At 68.9% G+C, this 20,883-nt stretch carries 22 protein-coding genes; 10 read left to right on the plus strand and 12 right to left on the minus strand.

Going from position 1 to position 20,883, the window contains the following annotated elements:
* The first annotated feature begins 65 nt into the window (after nucleotides 1–65).
* Nucleotides 66–812: an HNH endonuclease gene (locus QHF83_RS07755; RefSeq protein ID WP_282417116.1), complete on the plus strand. Its 747-nt coding sequence runs from the start codon at nucleotides 66–68 to the stop codon at nucleotides 810–812.
* Here QHF83_RS07755 and QHF83_RS07760 read toward each other — a convergent pair.
* Entirely contained in the window at nucleotides 809–1,249 is a 441-nt protein-coding gene (locus tag QHF83_RS07760) for a hypothetical protein (RefSeq protein ID WP_282417117.1), read from the minus strand. The genes QHF83_RS07755 and QHF83_RS07760 overlap by 4 nt on opposite strands.
* A 35-nt stretch (nucleotides 1,250–1,284) precedes the next feature.
* Nucleotides 1,285–1,746, minus strand: a complete 462-nt coding sequence (locus QHF83_RS07765) for a hypothetical protein (protein WP_282417118.1) — start codon at nucleotides 1,744–1,746, stop codon at nucleotides 1,285–1,287.
* Between the two features lie 78 nt (nucleotides 1,747–1,824).
* Between QHF83_RS07765 and QHF83_RS07770 the strand changes: the two genes are divergently transcribed.
* Together QHF83_RS07770 and QHF83_RS07775 are read left to right on the plus strand one after the other, a co-directional pair.
* Nucleotides 1,825–2,466: an AgmX/PglI C-terminal domain-containing protein gene (locus QHF83_RS07770; protein ID WP_282417119.1), complete on the plus strand. Its 642-nt coding sequence runs from the start codon at nucleotides 1,825–1,827 to the stop codon at nucleotides 2,464–2,466.
* 142 nt (nucleotides 2,467–2,608) lie between these two features.
* On the plus strand, nucleotides 2,609–4,213 hold the full coding sequence (locus tag QHF83_RS07775; RefSeq protein ID WP_282417120.1) for a hypothetical protein: 1,605 nt from the start codon (nucleotides 2,609–2,611) through the stop codon (nucleotides 4,211–4,213).
* Here QHF83_RS07775 and QHF83_RS07780 read toward each other — a convergent pair.
* Nucleotides 4,210–5,466, minus strand: coding sequence for an MFS transporter (locus tag QHF83_RS07780; protein ID WP_282417121.1), 1,257 nt, complete (start codon nucleotides 5,464–5,466; stop codon nucleotides 4,210–4,212). The two genes, QHF83_RS07775 and QHF83_RS07780, sit on opposite strands and share 4 nt — an antisense overlap.
* 220 nt (nucleotides 5,467–5,686) lie before the next feature.
* Nucleotides 5,687–6,025: a hypothetical protein gene (locus QHF83_RS07785; RefSeq protein ID WP_272418234.1), complete on the minus strand. Its 339-nt coding sequence runs from the start codon at nucleotides 6,023–6,025 to the stop codon at nucleotides 5,687–5,689.
* A 387-nt stretch (nucleotides 6,026–6,412) separates the two neighbouring features.
* Between QHF83_RS07785 and QHF83_RS07790 the strand changes: the two genes are divergently transcribed.
* From QHF83_RS07790 to QHF83_RS07800, 3 genes are all read left to right on the plus strand, one after another.
* Nucleotides 6,413–7,237: an OmpA family protein gene (locus tag QHF83_RS07790; protein WP_282417122.1), complete on the plus strand. Its 825-nt coding sequence runs from the start codon at nucleotides 6,413–6,415 to the stop codon at nucleotides 7,235–7,237.
* 44 nt (nucleotides 7,238–7,281) lie between these two features.
* Nucleotides 7,282–8,232, plus strand: a complete 951-nt coding sequence (locus QHF83_RS07795; protein WP_282417123.1) for a Ppx/GppA phosphatase family protein — start codon at nucleotides 7,282–7,284, stop codon at nucleotides 8,230–8,232.
* Between the two features lie 443 nt (nucleotides 8,233–8,675).
* Nucleotides 8,676–9,182 carry a CarD family transcriptional regulator gene (locus QHF83_RS07800; RefSeq protein ID WP_136920397.1) on the plus strand — a complete coding sequence of 169 codons (507 nt, stop codon included), beginning with the start codon at nucleotides 8,676–8,678 and terminating at the stop codon, nucleotides 9,180–9,182.
* Nucleotides 9,183–9,263: 81 nt separating this feature from the next.
* Here the strand turns inward: QHF83_RS07800 and QHF83_RS07805 are convergent, their stop codons facing one another.
* Nucleotides 9,264–9,716: a hypothetical protein gene (locus QHF83_RS07805; RefSeq protein WP_282417124.1), complete on the minus strand. Its 453-nt coding sequence runs from the start codon at nucleotides 9,714–9,716 to the stop codon at nucleotides 9,264–9,266.
* Nucleotides 9,717–9,721: 5 nt separating this feature from the next.
* Nucleotides 9,722–10,240, minus strand: a complete 519-nt coding sequence (locus tag QHF83_RS07810; protein WP_282417125.1) for a tRNA (cytidine(34)-2'-O)-methyltransferase — start codon at nucleotides 10,238–10,240, stop codon at nucleotides 9,722–9,724.
* A gap of 103 nt (nucleotides 10,241–10,343) precedes the next feature.
* On the opposite strand from QHF83_RS07810, the gene QHF83_RS07815 reads away from it, so the two are divergent.
* On the plus strand, nucleotides 10,344–11,504 hold the full coding sequence (locus QHF83_RS07815) for a hypothetical protein (RefSeq protein WP_282417126.1): 1,161 nt from the start codon (nucleotides 10,344–10,346) through the stop codon (nucleotides 11,502–11,504).
* A gap of 75 nt (nucleotides 11,505–11,579) precedes the next feature.
* Here QHF83_RS07815 and QHF83_RS07820 read toward each other — a convergent pair whose 3' ends face one another.
* Genes QHF83_RS07820 through QHF83_RS07830 form a run of 3 tightly spaced genes read right to left on the minus strand, consistent with a single transcriptional unit; the run spans nucleotide 11,580 to nucleotide 13,121 of the window.
* Nucleotides 11,580–11,996: a hypothetical protein gene (locus QHF83_RS07820; RefSeq protein ID WP_282417127.1), complete on the minus strand. Its 417-nt coding sequence runs from the start codon at nucleotides 11,994–11,996 to the stop codon at nucleotides 11,580–11,582.
* Nucleotides 11,997–12,019: 23 nt separating this feature from the next.
* A complete protein-coding gene (gene rnc, locus QHF83_RS07825; RefSeq protein WP_282417128.1) occupies nucleotides 12,020–12,805 on the minus strand; it encodes a ribonuclease III in 786 nt (261 codons plus the stop codon).
* A 19-nt stretch (nucleotides 12,806–12,824) separates the two neighbouring features.
* The gene (locus QHF83_RS07830; protein ID WP_282417129.1) at nucleotides 12,825–13,121 is read right to left on the minus strand and encodes a 4a-hydroxytetrahydrobiopterin dehydratase; all 297 of its coding nucleotides are present in this window, start codon (nucleotides 13,119–13,121) and stop codon (nucleotides 12,825–12,827) included.
* Between the two features lie 68 nt (nucleotides 13,122–13,189).
* On the opposite strand from QHF83_RS07830, the gene QHF83_RS07835 reads away from it, so the two are divergent.
* Complete coding sequence (locus QHF83_RS07835) at nucleotides 13,190–13,813, plus strand: hypothetical protein (protein ID WP_282417130.1); 624 nt, start codon at nucleotides 13,190–13,192, stop codon at nucleotides 13,811–13,813.
* A gap of 106 nt (nucleotides 13,814–13,919) precedes the next feature.
* The gene (locus QHF83_RS07840; protein WP_282417131.1) at nucleotides 13,920–14,735 is read left to right on the plus strand and encodes a hypothetical protein; all 816 of its coding nucleotides are present in this window, start codon (nucleotides 13,920–13,922) and stop codon (nucleotides 14,733–14,735) included.
* A 12-nt stretch (nucleotides 14,736–14,747) separates the two neighbouring features.
* Here the strand turns inward: QHF83_RS07840 and QHF83_RS07845 are convergent, their stop codons facing one another.
* Together QHF83_RS07845 and QHF83_RS07850 are read right to left on the minus strand one after the other, a co-directional pair.
* On the minus strand, nucleotides 14,748–15,779 hold the full coding sequence (locus QHF83_RS07845; protein WP_282417132.1) for a peptidyl-prolyl cis-trans isomerase: 1,032 nt from the start codon (nucleotides 15,777–15,779) through the stop codon (nucleotides 14,748–14,750).
* Nucleotides 15,780–15,831: 52 nt separating this feature from the next.
* Nucleotides 15,832–17,106 (minus strand): metallopeptidase family protein, encoded by a 1,275-nt coding sequence (locus QHF83_RS07850; protein WP_282417133.1) that lies wholly within the window; start codon nucleotides 17,104–17,106, stop codon nucleotides 15,832–15,834.
* Between the two features lie 150 nt (nucleotides 17,107–17,256).
* Between QHF83_RS07850 and QHF83_RS07855 the strand changes: the two genes are divergently transcribed.
* Nucleotides 17,257–19,170, plus strand: coding sequence for an SBBP repeat-containing protein (locus QHF83_RS07855; protein ID WP_282417134.1), 1,914 nt, complete (start codon nucleotides 17,257–17,259; stop codon nucleotides 19,168–19,170).
* A gap of 60 nt (nucleotides 19,171–19,230) precedes the next feature.
* Here QHF83_RS07855 and QHF83_RS07860 read toward each other — a convergent pair whose 3' ends face one another.
* Nucleotides 19,231–20,778 (minus strand): hypothetical protein, encoded by a 1,548-nt coding sequence (locus tag QHF83_RS07860; RefSeq protein WP_282417135.1) that lies wholly within the window; start codon nucleotides 20,776–20,778, stop codon nucleotides 19,231–19,233.
* Nucleotides 20,779–20,883 lie beyond the last annotated feature (105 nt).

Genomic DNA, 20,883 nt, shown 5'->3' on the forward strand with positions numbered 1-20,883 from the left:
GGGGCGCTCTTTTTTTTTCGCGCGGGGGGCCGCCAGGCCGGGCCATTTGTTGCTACATTCTGGCTGTGCCAAGGCCTGAGCTCTCCGAGCGATTGGGGGCCTCGCTCCTTTCGACGAGCCCCTCGGATGTTGGTGACGCCGACGTGGTGGGCGGGCACGACGAGCTCGACGGCTCGTTCGACATCGACGACGACCTCGCGTTCGCGAACCCGACGATCCTCCATCCCGAGAGGCGGAGCCGCGATCCGCTGACGTTGCCGGTCCTCGCGCTCAACCGGCATTTTCATCCTGTCCAGGTGACGACCGCGCGCCGCGCATTCCTGCTTCTCTTCGGCGGCGCCGCGCACGCCATCGACGAGGCCGGCGAGGTGCACGATTTCCCCTCCTGGCGCCGCTTGCCCGTTCGCGACTCCGACGACGGCCTGCCCATCATCGGCGGCTCGCTGCGTGTGCCACGCGTGCTCCACCTGCGCCGCTACGAGCGCGTCCGTCGCCCGACGGTGCGTCTGTCGCGCCGCAACGTGATGCTGCGCGACGCACACCAGTGCCAGTACTGCTCGAAGCGACCGCCCGTGCGCGACCTCAACATCGATCACGTCGTGCCGCGATCCCGCGGCGGCGTCGACTCGTGGGAGAACCTCGTCACCGCGTGCCGCCCCTGCAATCTGCGCAAAGGTCGGCGCACGCCGGAGGAGGCGAGCATGCGCCTGCTCCGCGCGCCCACGGCGCCGCGGTGGTCGGCCTCCATGCTCCTTTTGCTCGGGAGGCCCGAGCCGTTCAAGGAGTGGGAGCCTTTTCTGAAATCGGCCTAAAGCTCGTGCCGCTTGCGCACTTCGAGCGTGACCGCGAGCTCGAAGCGCTCGCGAGACTGCGTCGTCGGGAACCGCAGCGCCGCCACGATTCGCTCGACGCACGCGCGCGCGTCGTCCGTGCCGTAGGTCGTCGCTTGTTGCGAGGTCACGTCGAGCGTCGCGCCGTCCTCCTCGATCCCGAGCTTCAGCGCGATCACGCCCGTCGAATCATCGGGATCGAGGCACGCGAGAAACGCGGGCTCCGCGTCGCGCAGCACCGCGCGCACCGCGTCCGCGTCGATCGTCGCGTCGGAGCGCACCGAGACGACGTCCACGACCATGCCCGAAACAGGCGCGCGCGCGCCTTTCGCCGCGGTCTCGGCCGTGGGTTCCACGACCTCGACCGGGCCGCGTTCGTCCGGACAGCCCACGAGCGCCATCGCCATCGCGAGGAGCACTGCGGCTTCCGGGACTCGATGCAGACCTCGTTGCCTCACTGGGTCAGTTCAAGCGTCCCTTCTTCATTGCAGTATGCCACGAGGTTCCAGCCTTCTCCGGTGCAAAGAAAAAAATCCAAGCAATCGGTCAGGCAAACGGTCTCGAAGCACTGCTCGGCCGCGACGGCAGGACAGTCCGGGTTCTGCAGATCCGGCATGCACCCCGTGGTCTCGCCCGTGTGGTCAATCACAGGTTTGGCGCAACCATCGGGCAAGGTGCCGGCGTCCGGGTCCTCACCGCCGCCGGGGCAGGTCTCGGCGAGGCGCCAGGCGCCGTCCACGCAATCGTAGAGGGCCGCGCAAGTCTGGTCGTCGCACGCACCGCCGCGGCCGACGGGGCAGCCTTTTTCGGGGATCTGACCGCAGGGACGAACCTCGTAAGGGTCGCCGCACGCGGCCGGGAGGGCAAATGCGAGGGGGATCACGAGGAACGCGAGCCTGGCGGGGAGCCTACGCATGGCCGAAAGATGGCCCGGCGCGCGCGTTCGGGCGAGGTGACGCACGGGAAGGAGGCAGGATCGGGTAGGATGGCCGCCATGCGAGCCTGCGCGACAGCCTCCTTCTTCGCGACGTTGAGCCTCACTTTCGCAGCGCTGTTCTCGGCGTGCGCGAGCGGATCGCCTCCCGAGGCGAGCTCACCCGAAGCCTCGCCGGACAAGGCCGCGAGCGGCGAGACGGCGACGCCGAAGGAAGAGGCGAAGCCCGGGCAAGGCGCGGCGACGGCCGATCAAGCTGCGGCCCCGACGCCTCCGCCCGTGCAGCGCAAGGCGCCGGAGAAGGCGTCCGACTGCAAGGACATGCTCGCCGAGATCACGAACGAGCCGCCGGCGAGCGGCGTCGTGATGAACAACGCGCAGACCGCGGGCGACGCGGGCGCGAGTGATCGCTTCCAGCCGATGAGCGACCTCATCAAGTCGAAGCGCGACGCGTTCCGCTGCTGCTTCGATCTCTGGGCGAAGAACAACCCGGGGCAGAAGGGCAAGGTCGCCTTCACGTTCGAGCTCGCGCCGGATGGTCGACTCAAGGAGGCGAAGATCAAGCGCGAGGACAGCGACATCACCGCGCCCGAGATCGAGAGCTGCATGCAGGACGTCGCGAAGGGGCTCACGTACCCGAAGTCGCCGAGCGGCAAGGACACGATCTTCACCTATCCCTTCGAGTTCAAGGCGCGCCGCTAGGTAGGCTGTCGATGAACTTGCTGCGCGCCCTGGATCGTCGGTCGTCGTCCTCGGAAGAGGACGCGTCTTTCTGCGTCCTCCTCCCTAGCTCCAGGGCGCTCGCTGCGTTCCTCAACAGCCTACCAGGGCGCCGGACGAGCCCTTGACGAGCGATTCGAACCCTCCCACACGCGGCCAGGGCCTCGGCGGCGCGAACAACGCGTACGTCGAGCTTCTGCGCGACTCGCGCGGCCTGCGTCGCGAGCAACGCGAGGCGCGCGAGGCCTGGTTCTCGAAGCTCGCCGAGAAGCAGAAGGACGAGATCCTCTTCGAGCTCGAGATTCTCCTGAAGGGCCTCGCCTGCTTCGCGAACCCGCGCAACCACCCGGGCTCGGGCCGCAGACAAACCATCGTCAGCCACGACTTCCGCGAGCAGCTCGCGCACGCGAAGGACGGCATGGCGCGCGTCGTGCAGCTCGCGCGCATGATGCTCGGCGAGCGTGATCGCGCGTTCGTGTTCCAGCGCTACCTCGAGACCGTGCTGCCCGAGGACAACTCGCGCACGCGGCTCGTCTACGCGACGATGGCGCAGGAGTCGCCCGAGGCGGCGCTGTTCCTCTTGCGGCAGGCGTTCACGAATCTGATCGAGACGGGCACGGCGATGCTGCGCCTGCCGCGCGTGAGCTACCGCGTCTTCTACGCGCACCTCTCGATCACGATGCGCGAGATCACGCAGAGCGCGTTCTTCAACCCGCTCTCGGCGCTCGAGTTCCGGCCCGAGTTCGATCGCATCGGCTCGTCGGCGGTGCTCGAGCTCATGCAAAACGTGGCGGGCGAGCACCCGCATCGGCTCGTGGCGCTCACGTTCCTGTCGCTCTACCGCATGCTCCGGTACCTGCGGCTGCTCGATGCGATCGCGCTCGATCACACCGATCGTCGCGTGGCGGGGCGCGCGTACCTCGTGCTCGCGGTGCTGCGCAGCGACGGGCGCGCGCTCTCGAACTACCTGCGCAGGCGATCGGGCGAGCTGCTCGCCGAGGGGTTCAGTCGGGAGATCGGGCGCGTGGGCGCGGCGGACATCGCGGCGCGGCACGGCGCGCTCGTGGCCGAGGGGCAGAGGCTCTCGGCGATCAAGGATGCGCTGCTCACGGTGTCGGCGAGCCTGCGCATCGAGCTGCGAAGAATCTTTGAGCACGAACTACCTCCCGCGGACGCGAAGCTGACGGAGCAGGATCTGCGCGCGCGGATTCAGGGCGCGACGGCGCTCCTGCGGCCGGCGATCGAGGTCTGCGTGCTCTTCCTGGGGCGCGCGCTCGGGGCGACGCTCGAGGAGGGGCGCGTCTTCGAGGACGTCGGTGTGCGGCGCGGGACGCTCGCGCGCGTGCGGCAGAACGTGTGGATGTTCGCGCAGATCACGCGCGCGTTCACGAGCAAGCTCCGGCACGCCGATCCCTCGAGCGACCGATGGGCGGTGCCCGAGAGCTTCGGCTTCGTGCGCGACTTCCTCGGCTACTTCCGCGCGATGGGTTATCCGCTCGTGGTGCTCGGCGACTACCCGCGCACCAAGGAGCTCGTCGCTTCGCTCTCGGCGCTGCGCGACGCCGATCTGCTCGACCCGACGCGCCTCGACGCGGCCGCGCGCGAGTGCGAGGCCTTCTACGATTTTTCGATCCAGCTCTTCGAACGCATGTCGCAGCGCGAGCTCGCGGGCGTGCCGTTCGATCGTCCCGCAGCGGCGCGATCGCTCCGGCTCTACCTCGGCGACTAGCTCGACGAGGGAACCGGGTTTGTCCGGCGCGCGCCGGCAAACCAGAACGCGGCCGAGAGCGCGAGCGCGACGGGCAGCGTGAGCATGCCCCAGAAGAGGCCCGTGCCCGACGTGCACTGCGCCTTCGAGTCGCCGAAGGCGTCGCTCACCGCGCCGACGATCGGAGGCGAGATCAGATCGCCGAGCAGGTGGATCAGGAAGATCGAAAGCGCCATCGCGCTCGCGCGTCGATCCTCGGGCACCGACTTCAAGATGGCGAGGTTCGTCGGGGCCACGCTCGCGAACACCGCGAGCTCGCAGACCCCGAGCAGCGCGAGGAAGCTCGTGGACGAGTGCGCGAAGAGCGCGAGGACGGCGACCGGCGTGGCCACGGCCGAGGAGATCGCGCAGACCCAGAGCGCCGCGCGCACGCGATCTTCGCCGGGCACGCGCTCCGCGACGAGGCTGCCGATCGCGGTGCCGACGAGGCCCGTGAGCACCGTGAGCTTGCCGAACGCGCCGTCGGCGACGTGCAGATCGAGGCAGAGCCTTCGATAGAGGAACGGCACGGCCCACTGCACGAAGCCGCCGAGCGCGAACGTCTGCGCGACGTAGCCCGCGACCGTGAGCACGTACGATCGGTTCCGTGCGAGCGCGCGCGTGTCGTCGAGGAAGCTCGCGACGACGCCGCGATCGTCCTTCTTCTGCGCGAGCGTGCGTGGTGGCTCGTGGACGAGCAGCGCGACGAGCGCGAGCAGCACGCCGGGCCCGCCTGCGATGTAGAAGGCGTTGCGCCATCCGTAGCGGTGCTCGAGCAAGCCGCCGAGGATGAAGCCGAGCGCGGAGCCCGCGGGGATCGCGACGTAGAAGATGCCGAGCCAGCGGTTCTTTTTCTCGGCGGGAGCGATGTCGTCGATGAGCGTGGGGCTCAGGGTCGCGTAGCTCGCCTCGCCGACGCCCACGACGACACGCGCGGCGAGCAGCGACGCGAGCGCGCCTGCGAGGCCCGAGGCTGCGGTCGCGGCGGACCAGACGAGGACGCCGGCGGCGATGAGGGCTTTGCGCGGGAACCTGTCACCGAGCCACCCGAAGACGGGGCTCGTGGCGAAGTAGCCGAGCATGAAGGCGCTCGTGACGAGGCCGAGCTCCTTGTCGGAGAGCCCGAGGTGTTCTTGGATGCGCGGTCCTACGGCCGTGACGACGAAGCGGTCGACGTAGTTCAGGAGGTTCAGGGCCGTGAGCAGCGCGAGGATCGCGCGCGGGCTCTTGATCACGGGACGAGACTACGGAAAGAGGCGCACAAAAACACGAATGGACGTGCGGCGCGTTCCGACGTCCATTCGGTCTAGGCTCTTCGATGTCTCCACCGCGACGGGTCGAGCTTCTTCGGGGCACATCATCCCTCGATCATGTCGAGGCCCCGACTCCCGTGAGGCGGACTCGAAATCCGCCTCCGGGAGGGCTGCGAAGAGCGTTGCGAGCTAGCTACCGGGCCTATTCCTCTTCGTGCGAAGCGGCGGGCGCGGGAGCGGGCGCGGACTTCGGAGCAGCAGGCTTGGCGGCGGCGCGACCCCGTGGAGCGGCCGACTTCTTGGCCGGCGCGCGCTTCGTGGCCTTCTTCGCCGTGCGCTTCGTCGTGGCGGCGGCGCGCTTCTTCGCGGGGGCGCGCTTGGCGGCCGTCTTCTTCGCGGGGGCGCGCTTGGCGGCCGTCTTCTTCGCGGCTGCCTTCTTCGCGGGCTTCTTGGCGGCCTTCGTGGCCTTCTGGGCGGCCGGCTTGGTGGCCTTCTTGGTCGCCTTCTTCGCGGGCTTCTTCGCAGTCTTCTTCGCAGCCATCTGAGACCCTCCTGATTGGCCGCCTCGCTCTCGCTCTCGCTATGCGCTTTGCCTGAGTCGCGAGCCCCGAGACAACAGATGTTGCACGACGTATATTGCCACGCATGGTGACGGTCAAGGAAATTCTTGCAAGGCCTGCTCTGATGTACCCCTTCGGTTGAAGGGAGATCGCTCTGCAAGCATTGCGAGGGCGGAACGCAGGAACAGATGGGGTGTAGTGTCCCTCGCGATTCCAGGCGCCTACAACCTCCTCTTTCGTCGCCAAACGTCGCCTATTGACATTGTGGTCGATCTGTGCGTCGTGGCTCGCGGAGCATGTCTCCCCTTGTGCGACACATCGGACCTCGGCTACCGTCCGGACGTCCGTCAAGCGTCCAGGAGGACAGGATGTCGATGCGTCGCACGACCTCGTGGCTCCTGCTCGGATCCGCCCTCTTCGCCTTCACGGGCGCTCTCGGGTGCGGCTACTCCGAGGAGGAGATGCAAGCCAAAGTCCGTGAAATCGAGGCCCTGAAGGGCCAGCTCGCCGATCAGGAAAGGCAAAACAAGAAGGCCCGCGGCGAGCTCGACGACGCGAAGGCGCAGATCGAGCAGCTCAAGCAGCAGCTCAAGAACGCCGGCGTCGATATCTCGAAGCTCAACGCGAGCCTCGAGGAGCAGTCGAAGGCCCTCGAGGAGTACCGCCGCCGCGCCGAGCAGCTCGAGGCGATCAAGAAGCGCTTCGAGACGCTGCGAGAGAAGCTCCAGGCCCTCACGAAGCTCGGCCTCAACGTGACCGTGCGCAACAACCGCATGGTCATCCAGCTCCCGGGCGACGTGCTCTTCGACCCCGGCAAGGAAACGCTGAAGAAGGACGGGCAGGACATCCTGCTCAAGGTCGCCGAGGTCGTGCGCACCGACTCGGCCCTGTCGCAGCGCTCGTTCCAGGTCGCCGGTCACACGGACAGCGACAAGCTCACGGGCGGTCGCTTCAAGGACAACTGGGGCCTCAGCGTGATGCGCGCCCGTGAGGTGCTCTCGTTCCTCATCGAGACGACCGAGAAGGGCGGCGGCGGCCTGAGCCCCTCCCGCTGGAGCGCCGCGGGCTACGGCGACACCGACCCGGTGAAGCCGAACGACACGCCCGAGAACAAGCTCGCCAACCGTCGCTGCGAGCTCGTGGTGCTGCCGAACGTCGAGGAGATGCTCGACCTCAAGACGCTCGCGAACTGATCGAGCGTCCGTCCGATCCTTTGTCCTCCAACCATCGGAGCTCCATGCGATTCGCCGCCATCGACATCGGCACGAACTCCGTTCTTTTGCTGGTCGTCGAGCAGAGGGGCGACGAGCTCGTGCCGATCCTCGAGCGAGCCACGATCACGCGCCTCGGGCAGGGCGTCGACGCGACGCGCAAGCTCGCGCCCGAGGCCGTGGATCGCACGCTCGACTGCCTCGCGCAGTACGGCAAGGAGCTCCGCGCGTGCGGCGTCGCGAAGGTCGCCGCCGTGGGCACGAGCGCGATGCGTGACGCGAGCGGCGGCGACGCCTTTCGCGCTGAGGCGAAGGCGCGGATCGGCGTCGAGCCGCGCGTCGTCTCGGGTCGCGAGGAGGCGGAGCTCACGTTCGAAGGCGCGCTGTCGGGGCTCGGACTCTCGGGCCCCGTCACGGTCTTCGACGTCGGCGGCGGCAGCACGGAGATCGTGACGGGCGACACGGCGAAGGGGCTCGCGCATGCGACGAGCCTCGACATCGGCAGCGTGCGGCTCACCGAGCGGCACGTGAAGAGCGACCCACCGACGGCAGCGGAGCTCGAGGCGGTGCGGGCGGACGTGCGCGCCTCGCTCGAGCGCACGGGCTTCTCGCCGAGCGGCGCGCTCGTCGGCGTGGCAGGCACGGTGACCACGCTCGCGGCCTATGCGCGGGACGTGTTCCCCTACGACGCGTCCCGCGTGCATGGCGCGCGTCTCTCGCGGGACGAGGTCGTCCGCGCCGTGGGTTCGCTCGCTGCCATGCCGCTCGCGGAGCGACGCGCCTTGCGGACGATCAAGCCGGAGCGTGCGGACGTGATCGTCGCGGGGGGTGTCCTCGTCGCGGAGGTGCTCGCGTGGGCCTGTGAGGCACACGCGCCGAGCACGCCCGCCGTGGAATCCACCGTCGAGCTCGTCGTGTCGGATCGGGGCGTGCGCTGGGGGCTCGCACAAAGGCTTGCGGAAGGGCGCGAGGCGTAACGGCGATCGCTCGGTCTGCCGCCCATTCATACGCGTGTCCGTTGCCGTTTCACCGGACCGTTGCCATATCTGTATGGAAGCTCGCCGGGAGAAGCCAATTCGGTTGACAGATCCCGGCGTTCTAACTAGAGTGCGCGCGCCTGGCGCAAACTAACCCCTCACCGGGACGTCGAGATCTCGAGACGTGAGGGGACTTCTCTCAACAACCCCGAAACCCCTTCCACCGTCAGCTCCCCCGCGGTGTCTTCGATGGTGACCGAACCAGCAGCGCTCTGCGATCTCCCGCATCCCCCAGGCCCTTATCGTGGTCTTCGCGGCGGCGCTCCCCTCTTCGGAATGAGACACCAGATCCAACGGTTCCTGGCCGACCTCGAGCGATCGCATCGCTCGGCCCAGCGGGGACACGGGATCGAAGCGGCGGGGCGGTAGGCAAAGGAGACAGTATGCAGGCTCGTTCGGAGATCCAGTTCAAGGTAGGCGACAAGGCGGTTTATCCGGCCCAGGGCGTGGCCGAGGTCGTCAACATCGAAGAGAAAGACATCGCCGGGAACCGCCAGCGCTTCTACGTTCTCCGCATCCTGGACACCGACCGCAAGATCATGGTGCCGGTCTCCAACGCCAGCGCCGTCGGGCTCCGTCAGGTGATCTCGGAGCAGGAGATCCGCGAGATCTTCGATATCCTGCGCGAGCGCACGATCGCGTTCGACAACCAGACCTGGAACCGCCGCTACCGCGGCTTCATGGACAAGATCAAGACGGGCTCGATTTACGACGTCGCCGAGGTCTTGCGTGATCTCTACCGTCTGAAGACGGACAAGCAGCTCTCCTTCGGCGAGCGCCGCATGCTCGACACGGCGCGTTCGCTCATCGTGAAGGAGATCGCGATCGCGCGGGGTCAGACCGAGGAGCAGGTGAAGACGGAGATCGAGGCGATCTTTCTCGCCAACTGAACCGTAGAGCCGCGCGGGCAAGGGGGCGGTGCGGTTCCCCGAAACAGGGCCGATTCCACGAGGAATCGGCCCTTCGTTTTTTTAATTATTTCCCGGACGAACCTGCACCGGAGGCAGCGGCGGAAACGGAAGATCCACGCGCCAGGCTTCGTCCTCGAAGACACACGCGACCTGCGCGCGATCCTCCGGTCCGAGGCCGATGATCTCGACGAGCGCGTGGTTGCCGGAGATCTGCGCCGCATACCGCTGCGGCTCGAACCGAACGACGAAGCGCGAGGGGACGATCATCGCCTCGGGCGCGATCGTCTTGCCGCTCGCCGCGCTGTAGCGCTGGGCTCGCTCGGCGAGGTTTCCACGCGCGCGCTTCGAGAGCAGCTCGAACGCGCTCTTCGCCGCGGCCGGGTCGCCGTTCACGAGCCGCAGGCGCTCGACGAGCTCGCGCACCGCGCCGTCGGGCGAGGCGTTCGGCGGTCTGCGGTTGCAGCCCGCCGCGGAGGCGAGCAGGCCGAGGCAAAGGAGGAGCGGCTTCATCATCGAGGTCACCCGAGCGTCGTCTGCGAGAGCGCGCCGATCTGCCGCAGGGCCTCGTAGAGCACGATGCCCACCGCGTTCGCGAGGTTCAGCGAGCGCACGGGCCCGAGGGTCGGGATGCCGTAGACGTCGTCGGGGAAGCGCTCGAGCAGCGCGTCGTCGAGGCCCTTGCTCTCCTTGCCGAACACGAGCACGTCGCCGGGCCTGTAGCCCGCGTCGAGGTAGCTCTTCGTGGCCACGGCGCTGAAGAGGCAGAGCCGCGCGTTCGGCAAGCTCGCGCGGAACTGGTCGAAATCGGTGTGCTGTTCGAGCTCGACGAGGTGCCAGTAGTCGACGCCGGCGCGGCGGACGGAGTGCTCGTCGATGCGGAAGCCGAGCTTGCCGACGAGGTGCAGCTTGCTCTTCGTGGCCGCCGTGAGCCGGGCGATGCTGCCGGTGTTCTGCGGGATCTCGGGATCGACCAGCACGACGTGCAGGGGTTCGTCGAGCGGTCGTGCGCGGAGGCGAGGGCGCTGGTCCTTGGCCACGCGGTCTTTTTAGCCCCATGCGCCCCGGGCACAAGCTTCCGTTCGGAGAGACCTTGACGGGAAAGCGGCCCCCACCGTAGCCTCGCGGCTCGGAGATCCTGGTATGCGTCGATTCGGGTGGATCGCGGCAGCTGCCGCGCTCGTCGCGGCGGTGGCGGTGCCTCGCCAGGCAGAGGCGGACACGATGGACCCCGCCCTCGCGCGCCTCGTGACGGACGAGAGTTGCCGCGCGCCGGGCGGAAACGGCGGCCTCTACTACAACCCGCAGTCGGGCTATTCCCGTTGCGGCACCGACGATCTCGCCTTCGCCAAACTCATCGGCGAGTGGGGCTTCGCGCTCGCGCCAACGGCGATGCATCCCGCGCGGACGACCGGCTACGGCGGGTTCGATCTCGCGTTCGAGGGCGCGTTCACGAACATCTCGTCGGACGCGCAATACTGGGCGCTCGGGACGCAAGGCAAGCAGGACCCGAACAACAAGCTCTTCTCCACGCGCAACACCGGGCCCGACGACTTCCTCCAGGTCTTCTCGATGAAGACCCGCTACGGCTTCGCGCCGCTGTCGTTGCCGCTCGGCATCCTCGGCATGGAGCTCGGCACGAAGATCGGGTTCATGGCGAACTCGAACATCGGCATCCTCGGCGCCGACGTGCGCATCGCGCTGCTCGAAGGCTTCCGCACGGGCATCCCCGCGATCTTCCCGGACATCGCGGTCGGCGGCTCGGTCACGACCCTGACGGGCAACCCCGAGTTTCAGCTCACGGTCGCGGCCGCCGACGCGCAGCTCTCGAAGCCCATCCCGATCGCGGGCAGCGTCGTGCTCACGCCGTACGTCGGTTACTCGTTCCTCCGCATCTTCGGCGACTCGGGTCTCATCGACCTCACGCCGAACACCGACGCGCTGAACTACTGCGGCTACCGGGGCGGTAACTCGCCCGCCGCGCCCGATCCGAGCAAGACCTACCGCGACGGCCAGCCCGTCTGCGCCACGGGAACGAGCGCGGACTTCAACAACACGGTCGTCTTCGATTCGGTCCGCATGACGCGCCACCGCATCGACGCGGGCCTGCAGTTCCGCTTCCAGATGGTGCGCATCGGCGCGCACTTCGTGACCGACGTCATCGATCCCGAAGAGGCGAACCAGGACGAGGCCTCGTTTGCCCCCACGCCGGATCCGAACGACGATCAGGCCGCCACGGTGAACAAGTTCGAGGGGCTTCCCCGGCAGTACACGCTCGCCTTCGACGTCGGCCTCGTCCTCTAGGAACGAGCGACGCTCAGAGCAAAACGGGCCACCTCGTTCGAGGCGGCCCGTTTCGTTTTCAGGCCTGCGCGCCGCTCATTTCTTCGTGTTCACGTCCGGCAGCGTGTAGCCGAGCTCCCGTATGATCGCGCGGAAGTTCCGGTCCTCGTCGCGCGCCGTGGTCAGGTGCTCCATGAACTTCTTGAAGTTGCCGTCCTCGGCCGCGGACGCCGCGCGCTCGTAGTTCTCGAGCACGAGCAAGAGGTGCGGGTGCGCCTTCGTCACGGCCGCGGGCACCTCCATCTTGCGGCCGACGCGCGCGCGCGCCTCGGCGAGCGCCTTCACGACGAGCACGAGCTCCTTGTCGAACGTGCGGGGCTGGAGCATGTCCCCTTCCTTGCGCGCCCCGTCGAGCAGCAGGGCGGCGCGGTCGAGATAACTACCAGCCCACGCCGGCAGAACGGTGAAGACCAGCGCGAGCGTCACGAGCACGGCGAGCGCGATCCGGCGCATCCTCGAAAACCTCCTCGAAAGTCTCAGGCATCCTCCGTCCGCGGGAGGGCTCCATTGGACGGACGAACCTCGGACTCGTTGGAACCCGAAGATACTTCGCTCGCCGCGTCCGCGTCACCTGCCCACAAGCGCAGGATCGCGGCCCGCGCGGCCTCCTGCTCCGCGAGCTTTTTCGAACGGCCCTGGCCTTCGCCCACCACCCGCTCGTCGATCTCCACGACGACCGTGAAATCCCGATGGTGCGGCGGTCCCTCGACGCGCACGACGCGGTAGCGGGGCGAGGGGCCGCCCGTGGCCTGCACACGCTCTTGCAGCTCGCTCTTCGGATCCCGCGTGCGCTCGGGGCCCTCCGTGAGGCGCGCGAGCGGCTCGGCGATCACCGCGTGCACGAAGAGGCGCGCCGCGTCGAAGCCACGATCGAGGTAGATCGCGCCCATCATCGCCTCGACCGCGTCCGCGAGCACGTTCGTGCGGTCACGCTCGCCTGCGGCTTGCGCGCCTCGACCGAGCCGGAGCGCCGCGCCGAGCTCGACGGTGCGCGCCCATGCGGCGAGCGGATTCGGGTTCACCAGGGACGCGCGCATCCGCGAGAGCTCGCCTTCGTCTGCACCGGGAAAACGCTGCATCAAGAGCTCGGCAACGCAGAGCCCGAGCACCGCATCGCCGAGGAATTCGAGCCGCTGGTTGTCGGCGCACGCGCCCTTGCGTTGCTCGTTCGAGAAGCTCGGGTGCGTGAGCGCCTCTTCCAGATGAGGCAGCTCGCCGCTCAACCCGAGCCGCGCGAGGAGCGCTTCTCGAGGGGACTCCATCACCGCGTCGGATCCTCGTTCATGCGCTTGCGTAGAGCCGATCGGTCGCTTCGGCCATCTCCGTGTCGACGACCGTGATCCCGCCGGCGTCGTGCGTCGACCAGACGACCGTCACGCGGCCCCAGCCGAGGTGGACGTCGGGGTGATGATCATGCTTCTCCGCCGCGAGGCCCACGCGCACGACGAAGGCGAGCGAGGTGGAGAAGTCGGGGAACTTGTAGGTCTTCTGGATGGCCTCGCCGGCGCGCGACCAGCCTGCGTGCGCGGACAGGAACGTGGCGACGGCGTCGTCTGCGAGCTTCTGTCGGTTCGACATGGTGGGGCATTTGTAAACGGCATGGCGCGCGCTGGGAACCCGGCGCGCGCTAAACTCCCCGCCGCCCGATGCCTGCCCTCGTCGCGTGCCCCTTCTGCCGTGAGATGTTCGAGCCCTCGGAGGCGCGCGTCTGCCCCGAGTGTGGCCTCGCGCTGGAGGACATCCGCAAGCTGCCGCCTTCGCGCGAGGCCCTCGAGGACGAGGAGCCGGTGCCGCCCGAGATGGAGACGGTGCCGTTCACGTACGTCGGCCGCGGACGTGGTCCGCTCGTGATGATCGCGGTGCTCGGGCTCGTCGCGTTTTTTCTGCCGTGGATGCGCGAGACCGCGCCGGAGCTTCGGGTGTTCACGGGATTCGAGTTCGCGGAGCGCTTGCAGTGGATGTGGGCGCCTTTCGTGTCGTGGGTCGTGATGCTCCCGCTCGTGCTCTCGCGCCGCTCGATCCACGCGATGCGCGGCGCGCGCCTCGCGGTCGGATTCCTCGCGGCGATCGTGATCATGACCGTGATCATGCGCGTCGCCGTGGTCCCCGAGAGCACGCGCAACCTGCCTCGTCGCTTCGCGTGGGCGTACGGTCTGCACGTCACGTTCGTGCTCGGCTTGCTCGCGCTCGGCGTCGCGACGCGCTTCGGCGGGCGCGTCGACGACCTGCGCTCGAAGGAGGCGCGCAAGGGCGACGAGATGTTGCATTGAGGCCTTTTTGCGGCCGCCCCGGGTCGACACGGCCGAGGCGCTCGCGTATTCTGTGGGCGGCGGCTTTTCTTCGCGCGGCGCGGGGCGGGTCCGTCGGAGGTGCGCCATGGCCAAGACACCGATGAGCGCGCAACGCGTCCGGCCGAGAGCGGACTCGTCCGACACCGATGCCTTCGAGGTGCCCGCGGCTGTGCTCTGCACGATCTGCGGCCAATCGGATTGCTCGGGGTGCACGCCCGCGGACGAGACGGCCTCGGGCGTGATGGCCATCGTGCCGTGGGAACGTCCTGGAGGGACGGCGTGGTCGCGGCTCTGGGGGACGGCGCTCGCGACGACGCAGGGCGCGGACGCGTTTTTCTCGGCGCTGCCGGACGGCGCGCTGCCGCCGGCCGTGCGGTTCGCGATCCTGGCCGAGATGCTCGCGGTCGGCTCGATGGTGGCGATGCTCTTGCCGCTCGCCGCGCTCGCGCTGCCGAACCTGGCGCTCCAGGTGATCGGCGATCCGGAGATGCGCGTGCGGGCGATCGAGTGGTTCGTCATCGGCGTGCCCGCGCTCGCGCTCTGGATGGTCGTGGCGCACGCGAGCCACGGCGCGGCGCTCGACGCGGGCGCGCGAAAGCATGGGGCGCGTCCGCAACGAAGGCGCGCGCTCCGGTTTGGCCTGTACTCGTGCGGCTGGGATCTGATGACGGGCCCGCTCGGCGCGATCTGGATGCTCGGATCGCGAGGCGCGAAGGCGGCGGCGGAGGTCCTCGCGCTCTCGATGCGCGTGCCGGGTCGAGCTTCGGACGCGCTCCTCAAAGGCGTCTACGGTTTGCCCGAGGACGCGGCGAAGCGCGCGCGGCGCACGGGCACGGTCGTCGCGGTGATCTCGGCGATCGTCTCGGCGTTCGGGCTCCTCGTGGCGATCGCGCTCGCTTGAGAGCGCGCTGCGTCAGCGCGGGCCCACGGGCGTCTGCGAGGGCGCGGGCGGGCCTGCGGCCGGGCGCCGCGACGAGGGCAAGGTGCCGGGGCGTTTGGCCGGCGTGATCTCGCCCATCGCGCTCACGCCGAGCATCTCGAGCAGGTCGGAGTTCGTCTCGCCGAGGTGCTCCTTGCGCAGCGCGGCCACGAGCTCCTGGATCTTCTTCTGCGTGCGCTCGTGCATCAGGATCTGCTTGATCGACGGCGCTTCGAGCTCGAGCGGGCGATCGACCGCCTTGATGCTCTGGCGCCGCCAGACGACGGCCCAGGACGAACCTTCGGCCACGGGCTCGGGCACGAGCTCGCTGTCCTTCACGCCCTCGACGGCTTTGACGAGCGCGACGTCGACCTTCACGTTCGGGTCCGTCGTCGTTCCATCCGGCGCCGCGAGCCCGAGGTTGCCGCCGCGCATGTTCGTCGTCTTGTCGAGCGAGAGATCTCGCGCGAGCTCGTTCCAGCGCTTCGGCGAGAGGTCGGCCTTCGCCTTCTGGATGACGTCGAGCGCCTGCTCGCGCGTCGCGACGAGGATGCGCCAGATCGCGACGCGCGACGGCGCGTGGTACTTGTCGCGGTTCGCGTCGTAGTAGGCGCGCACCTCCTCGTCGGTCACGCCGCCCTGCGCGGCGACCTCGGCGCGGATCTGCGAGACGATCGCGTTACGCAGCACGCTTCGAACGCGCTCGGCGACCTCGGGCAGCTCGCGCATCTTCGCGGCCTCGGCGCCCTCGGCGTAGAGCGTCTCCTTGAGGACGGTCTCTTCGACGAACTTGCGGCGGATCTCGTCGTGCGTCTTGCCGAAGTAGCGGAGCTGGAACGGCGGCATCGAGGCGAGCCTGCGCTCGACCTCGCGCACCGTGATCGTTCGAACTCCAACTTTCGCGACGACCGCGTTGCCGTCGGCCTTCGCGTCGGTCTGGGCGAGCACGTACGAGCTCGCGGCCGTGGCGGCGACGAGCGCGATCGAGGAGGCGAGGATCGCGCGCAGGATCGAGGCAGGGCGCATGACGAGGCCATTCTTGCCGGGCGAGGGCCGAGGTCAAGCTGGCTCGCCTCTTTCAGCGGCAGAATGTGAAATACGTGGCGACGAACGCGATCACGAAGAGCGGCCACGTCGTCCGCACGAACCCCGCGAGGTCCGACGCGAGGCCTCGGCTCGCGCGGCGCGCGGCCTCGCGTTTGCCGATCCTGCGGAGCGTTTCCTTCTCGATCACCGCGTGTTCTTCGTCGTCGAGCGGATCGTCGCCGGCGAGGTGATGCAGGTGGTGGGTGATCTCGTGGTCGATCGTCTCGTCGATCTCGGCGGCCACGTCGAACGAACGATCGCGGCGGTGCTCGGTCTGGAACGTCCGGTAGAACAAGCGGATCTCGGGCGCGCGTGGGATGCCGAGCGTCGCGTCCGTGCCGCCGGGCGTGTAGCAGCCGAGCAGCGGCTCGCCGCCGTCGTCGCAGGCGGGCACGCCGTCGTCGACGATGAGGTCGATGTTGCGCACGCCGCGCGCGCGGTAGATGCGGTCGGCGGCTTCCGTGACCATCGCCTCGAACGCGTCGAGGTCCGGGAAGGCGCGGCGTGGCTTGCGAGGCTCGCCGATCTCGTAAGGGATTTCGCGGTGCCAGGGGATGTCGAGGTCGTTTCGCGCGCCGCAGGAGGCGCAGCGGTGCACGGCGACGAGGCGCGCGGAGTAGTGCGCTTCGTAGAGGAGATCGGCGACGGCCTGGTAGGCCTCGGGCGGGGCCTCGGTGAGCGCCTTGGCGATGGCCGAGGCGCGGCGCTCGCGGCCGAGCGCGGTGATGCCCATGGCGACGACGAGCGCCGGCGTGATGCGTGCCGGTGCAGACTCGGCGCGGAAGAGCGGGAGGGCTTCCTCGACGGTGCGCGCGGCGATGCGGATCGAGCGGGCGAGCTCGGTGCCCACGCGGATCGCCGGGATCGCGTGGGCCGCCTCGTGATCGAAGGGTGCGTCGAGCTCGGGGTCGTCGAGCTCGCCGTCGATGAACGGCGCGATCTCGAGCAGGCGCGAAGGGACGACACGGAAAGCTTCGCCGCAGTTCTCGCACGGCAGCTCGGCGGGCTCTTCCTTTTGCACGCCGGTGTGGACCAGGAGCGCGCGGAGCACGTGGAAGTCACGCAGGGACAAACCACGCACGTCGATCGGCGCGGCGGCGTCGGTCTTCGCGACGTCCTCGGCTTCGAGGATCGCGATCGCTTCCATGCAGCCGCCCTTGCGTGTATCGGGCGTGCGAGCGTGTGTCCCGGCGCGCCGAGCGGCCTCGTCGGAGAGGCGCGCTACGCGGCCGGAGGGCAGGTGCACGCGGGCGGAGAGGCGGGGCACGTCGAGGCGATGATGCCGGAACGCGCCAGCGTCAACCCATCGCCGGATCGTGGGCGCGGCCCGATTGATTCGGCCGCCGGGCTCCCGTAGAGTCGATTCCTCCCCCAGCGCGTTATCGGCGCGTATTGCTTTTCGCACAGGAGAATGCTCATGCCCCACGCGGATCGTCGGATTCGTCGCTCTCTAGGTCTGCTCGCCGTGCTCGGCCTTTCCGCGGTGCCGCTCGCGTGTGGGTTCGACACGAATGGTTCGCTCCCCGTGCTGGCGGGCGGCGCGGCCGGCTCGGGGGGGACGGCGGGCGCAGGCGGGGTGGGCGGCACGGGGGGCAGCGGGGGCGATGGCGGCGCGGGCGGGAGCGTGATGTGCACGCCGGGCGCTACGAGGGCGTGTTATTCGGGGCCGTCGGGGACCCAGGGTGTCGGCATCTGCAAGGCCGGCACGGAGGTCTGCGGGGACAACGGCATGGAATGGGGCTCCTGCGAGGGGCAGGTCGTTCCCGCAGCAGCCGAAGATTGCACCCAGCCCGAAGACGAAGATTGTAATGGCGAGGCCAATGAGGCGGCGGTCTGTATTTGCCAGCCCGGCCAGCCGGCCTCGTGCGACACGGGTTTGGAAGGCATCTGCGCTGCGGGCATGGGGACGTGCAGCGCGGATGGAAAAGCGGTCGAATCGTGCACGGAGCTGAACAAGCCCAAGTTCGAAGATTGCGCGACGGTGGAGGACGAAGATTGCGACGGCACGACCATCACGTGCACGGGCACGGTGGAGTCGGGTTTCACGCCGACCGGGAAGAACTCCGATCCGATGGACGACGCGATCTACGACGTGGAATTCGCGCCGGACGGCGGGTATGTGATTGCAGGCACGGTCGACGCGGACCTCGGGGCGGATCTGTTCGGCTTCGACACGGCCGTGGGCAGCGTCTACGTCGCGAAGGTCGGCGCCGACGGACAGATGCAGTGGGCGAAGACGTATCCCGCGACGACGGTCGGCGTCGCGCGCGGGGTCGCTGTCAGCGATGCTGGCGACATCGTCGTCGTGGGCGAGTTCATCGGGACGATGAACTTCGGCGGCGGTGACCTGTCGGCCTCCGGGGACAACTGGGGGGACATCTTCGTCCTGAAGCTCAACGCCGCGGGTGAGCACGTCTGGAGCAAGCGCTTCGGGGCGAACAACGTGCAATCGGCGCAGGACGTGGACTTCGACGGCGCGGGGAACCTGTACGTGACGGGGTGGGCGACCAGCGACAACGTGAACCTCGGGGGCAACTCTCTGGACCCCAACATGGAGGACGTGTTCCTGGCGAGCTACGATTCCGCAGGGAATCATCGCTGGAGCCGCGTCATGGGCGGCGGCGGCAATCAACGAGCGCGGCACCTGACGGTGACGAAGGACGGCAATGTCGCGCTCGTGGGCGAGACGGACGGCAATGCGAATATCGGCGGCGGCAACATGAATGGAGCGGGCGGCCGCGACATCATCGTCGGTATGTACGAGGGGGGAAACGGCAATCACATGTGGAGCAAGCTCTTCGGTTTGTCCGGGGATCAATTCCAGGGAAACATCGCCGCCGCGCCGAATGGGAACGTCCTGATCACCGGCAGGTTCGCCGATAAGGTGAATTTTGGCAGCAGCGAGATGACGGCCGTGGGGGCGACCGACGTGTACGTTGCCGAGCTCGCGGCGAACGGAAACCACGTGAACAGCAGGCGCTTCGGGATCACCGGAACCTCGCGCGGCGCGGGCATCGCCGTCGACGGCGCGGGGCACGTCATCGTGACCGGGCATTTCGACGGGTCGGTGGATTTCGGCAGCGGGACGCTCACGACGGGCGACGGCAATGACGTCTTCGTCGTGAAGCTCGCCGCGGCGAACTGGGCGCCGATCTGGACCAAGACGTTCGGCGGGACCGGCGCGCAAACGGCCTGGGCCGCCGCCGTCGACGGAACAGGCGACGTGATCGTGGGCGGCAGCTTCGAATCGCAGATCGCATTCGGCGCGCCGCTCGGGACGATCACGAGCAGCGGCGGCGCCGATCTCTTCGGCGTCCGTCTCGCGCCCTGACGAACCCCGCGGCGATCGTGGCCTCCGTCCTTGGAGGACCAACGATCGCCGCGCCTCCCGCTACATCCGGAAATAGCCGCTCGGCCGCTTCGCCGGTTTGCCCATGGCGATCCGGTGGAGCTCGCGCGCGGCGTCCTGGTGGTCCGGATCGAGGTCGAGCACGCGGCGGAGATCCTGCACCGCGCCCTGCTCGTCGCCGATCCGACGGCGTAGATATCCCCGGTAGAACAAGGCCTGCGTGTGGTCCTCGCGTGCTTCGAGCAGCGCGTCGAGCTCGGCCACGCGGGCGCGGAGATCGGCGCCTCCGACGAGCGAGCGGATCCACACGGCGAGCGCGGCATAGTCGGGCTGCGTGGGATCGACCTCGCGCGCGAGCTGACACGCCGCGAGCGCGCCCGCGAGATCACGCTCCGCGATGCGCGACGTCGCGAGGCAGTAGAGCGCGTGCGCCGGGCGCGCGGCGTCCGGTTGGCCCTCGGGCGGCATGGGCACGGTGGGCGCCTTGTCGCTCTCCGAGGAGGGCGTGTCGCTCGCGGGCGGCTCTGCGGCCGCAGGCTTCGGTACGTTCGGCGGCGAAGGGTCTGTCTCGACGACCGCCGACGGCGGCGGCTCGGTCACGGCGGCCGTGGACGGCCGCTCGCTCACGGCCTCCATCGGCGGAGGCGTGCCGATGCGCCGCGCGGCGAGCGTGAACGCGCTCGGACGACCACGCTTGCGCGGGCGCGGTTGCACACGCGAGCGCTCGCCGTCGCCCGCGAGATCCGGCGCCGCCGCGCCCACGCGATGCGAGGCCGCGCGCAGGCGGATCCGCGCGAGCGTCACGGGGCGCGCCGTGGTCGGCTGCGGCTCGGGCGGGGTCTCCGCGCAGAGCGGCGTCGTGCCGAGGCCGAGGTCGAGCGAGCGCGTGATCACGAGCGCGTAGACCATCCAGCAGAGCGTCTCTTCCGGCGCGAAGCCGGCGCTGAAGAGCTGCGCGAGCGAGAGCTCGCTCGTCCGGATCCGATCGAGGATCTCGCGCTCTTCGGGGGCCATCGCGAACCTCTCGATCGCGGCCGCGGGGTGGACGCGGATCGTGACGTCGCGCAGGCGCTCGATCGTCTCGGCCATCATCGACGAGGCCGCGGCGTGCGCGCGCACGCCGGCCCAGAGGACCGCGAGCGGATGCAGCGTCGAGGCCGGCGCCGCGTCGTCGAGCAGGTCCGTGTGGCCGTCGAAGTAGCTGTACGTGGTATCGGCGCCGAGGCTGAAGAGCCGCGTCATCCGCATCGTGAACTGACGCGCGGCCGTCTGCTCGAGCAGGTCGCGCTCGACGCACCCCGCGAGGAGGAGCGCATCACCGAGCAGCCCGTGCATCGAGAGCGCGCCTCGCAGCGTGGTCTCGTCGATCGCGCCTGCCTCGACGAGCATCTCGCCGAGCATCGCGTGCCCGTCGCCCGGACGAACTTTCACGGGCGCGCCCGCTTCGAGGCGGATCGCGTGCTCGATGCCCGATGCCTCGCGCAGGAAAAGCGCGCCCGTGAGCGCCTTGTCCAGCGCGTAGACGAGCAGGTGTGCGAAGGGCGTTCGCCCGAGATCGCCTTCTGCGGTCGGAAGGATCTCGGCAGGCATGGGATCTCGAACGTACCACGAAGCGAACCACGTTCGTACATCCCCAACGTGGGGGCCGAGCGAGGCTCGACCCGAAAGCGGTTCATCGCTGCGCGAAAAATCGTC

It is taken from the genome of Polyangium sp. 15x6, from assembly GCF_029960785.1.
GTDB lineage: Bacteria > Myxococcota_A > Polyangia > Polyangiales > Polyangiaceae > Polyangium.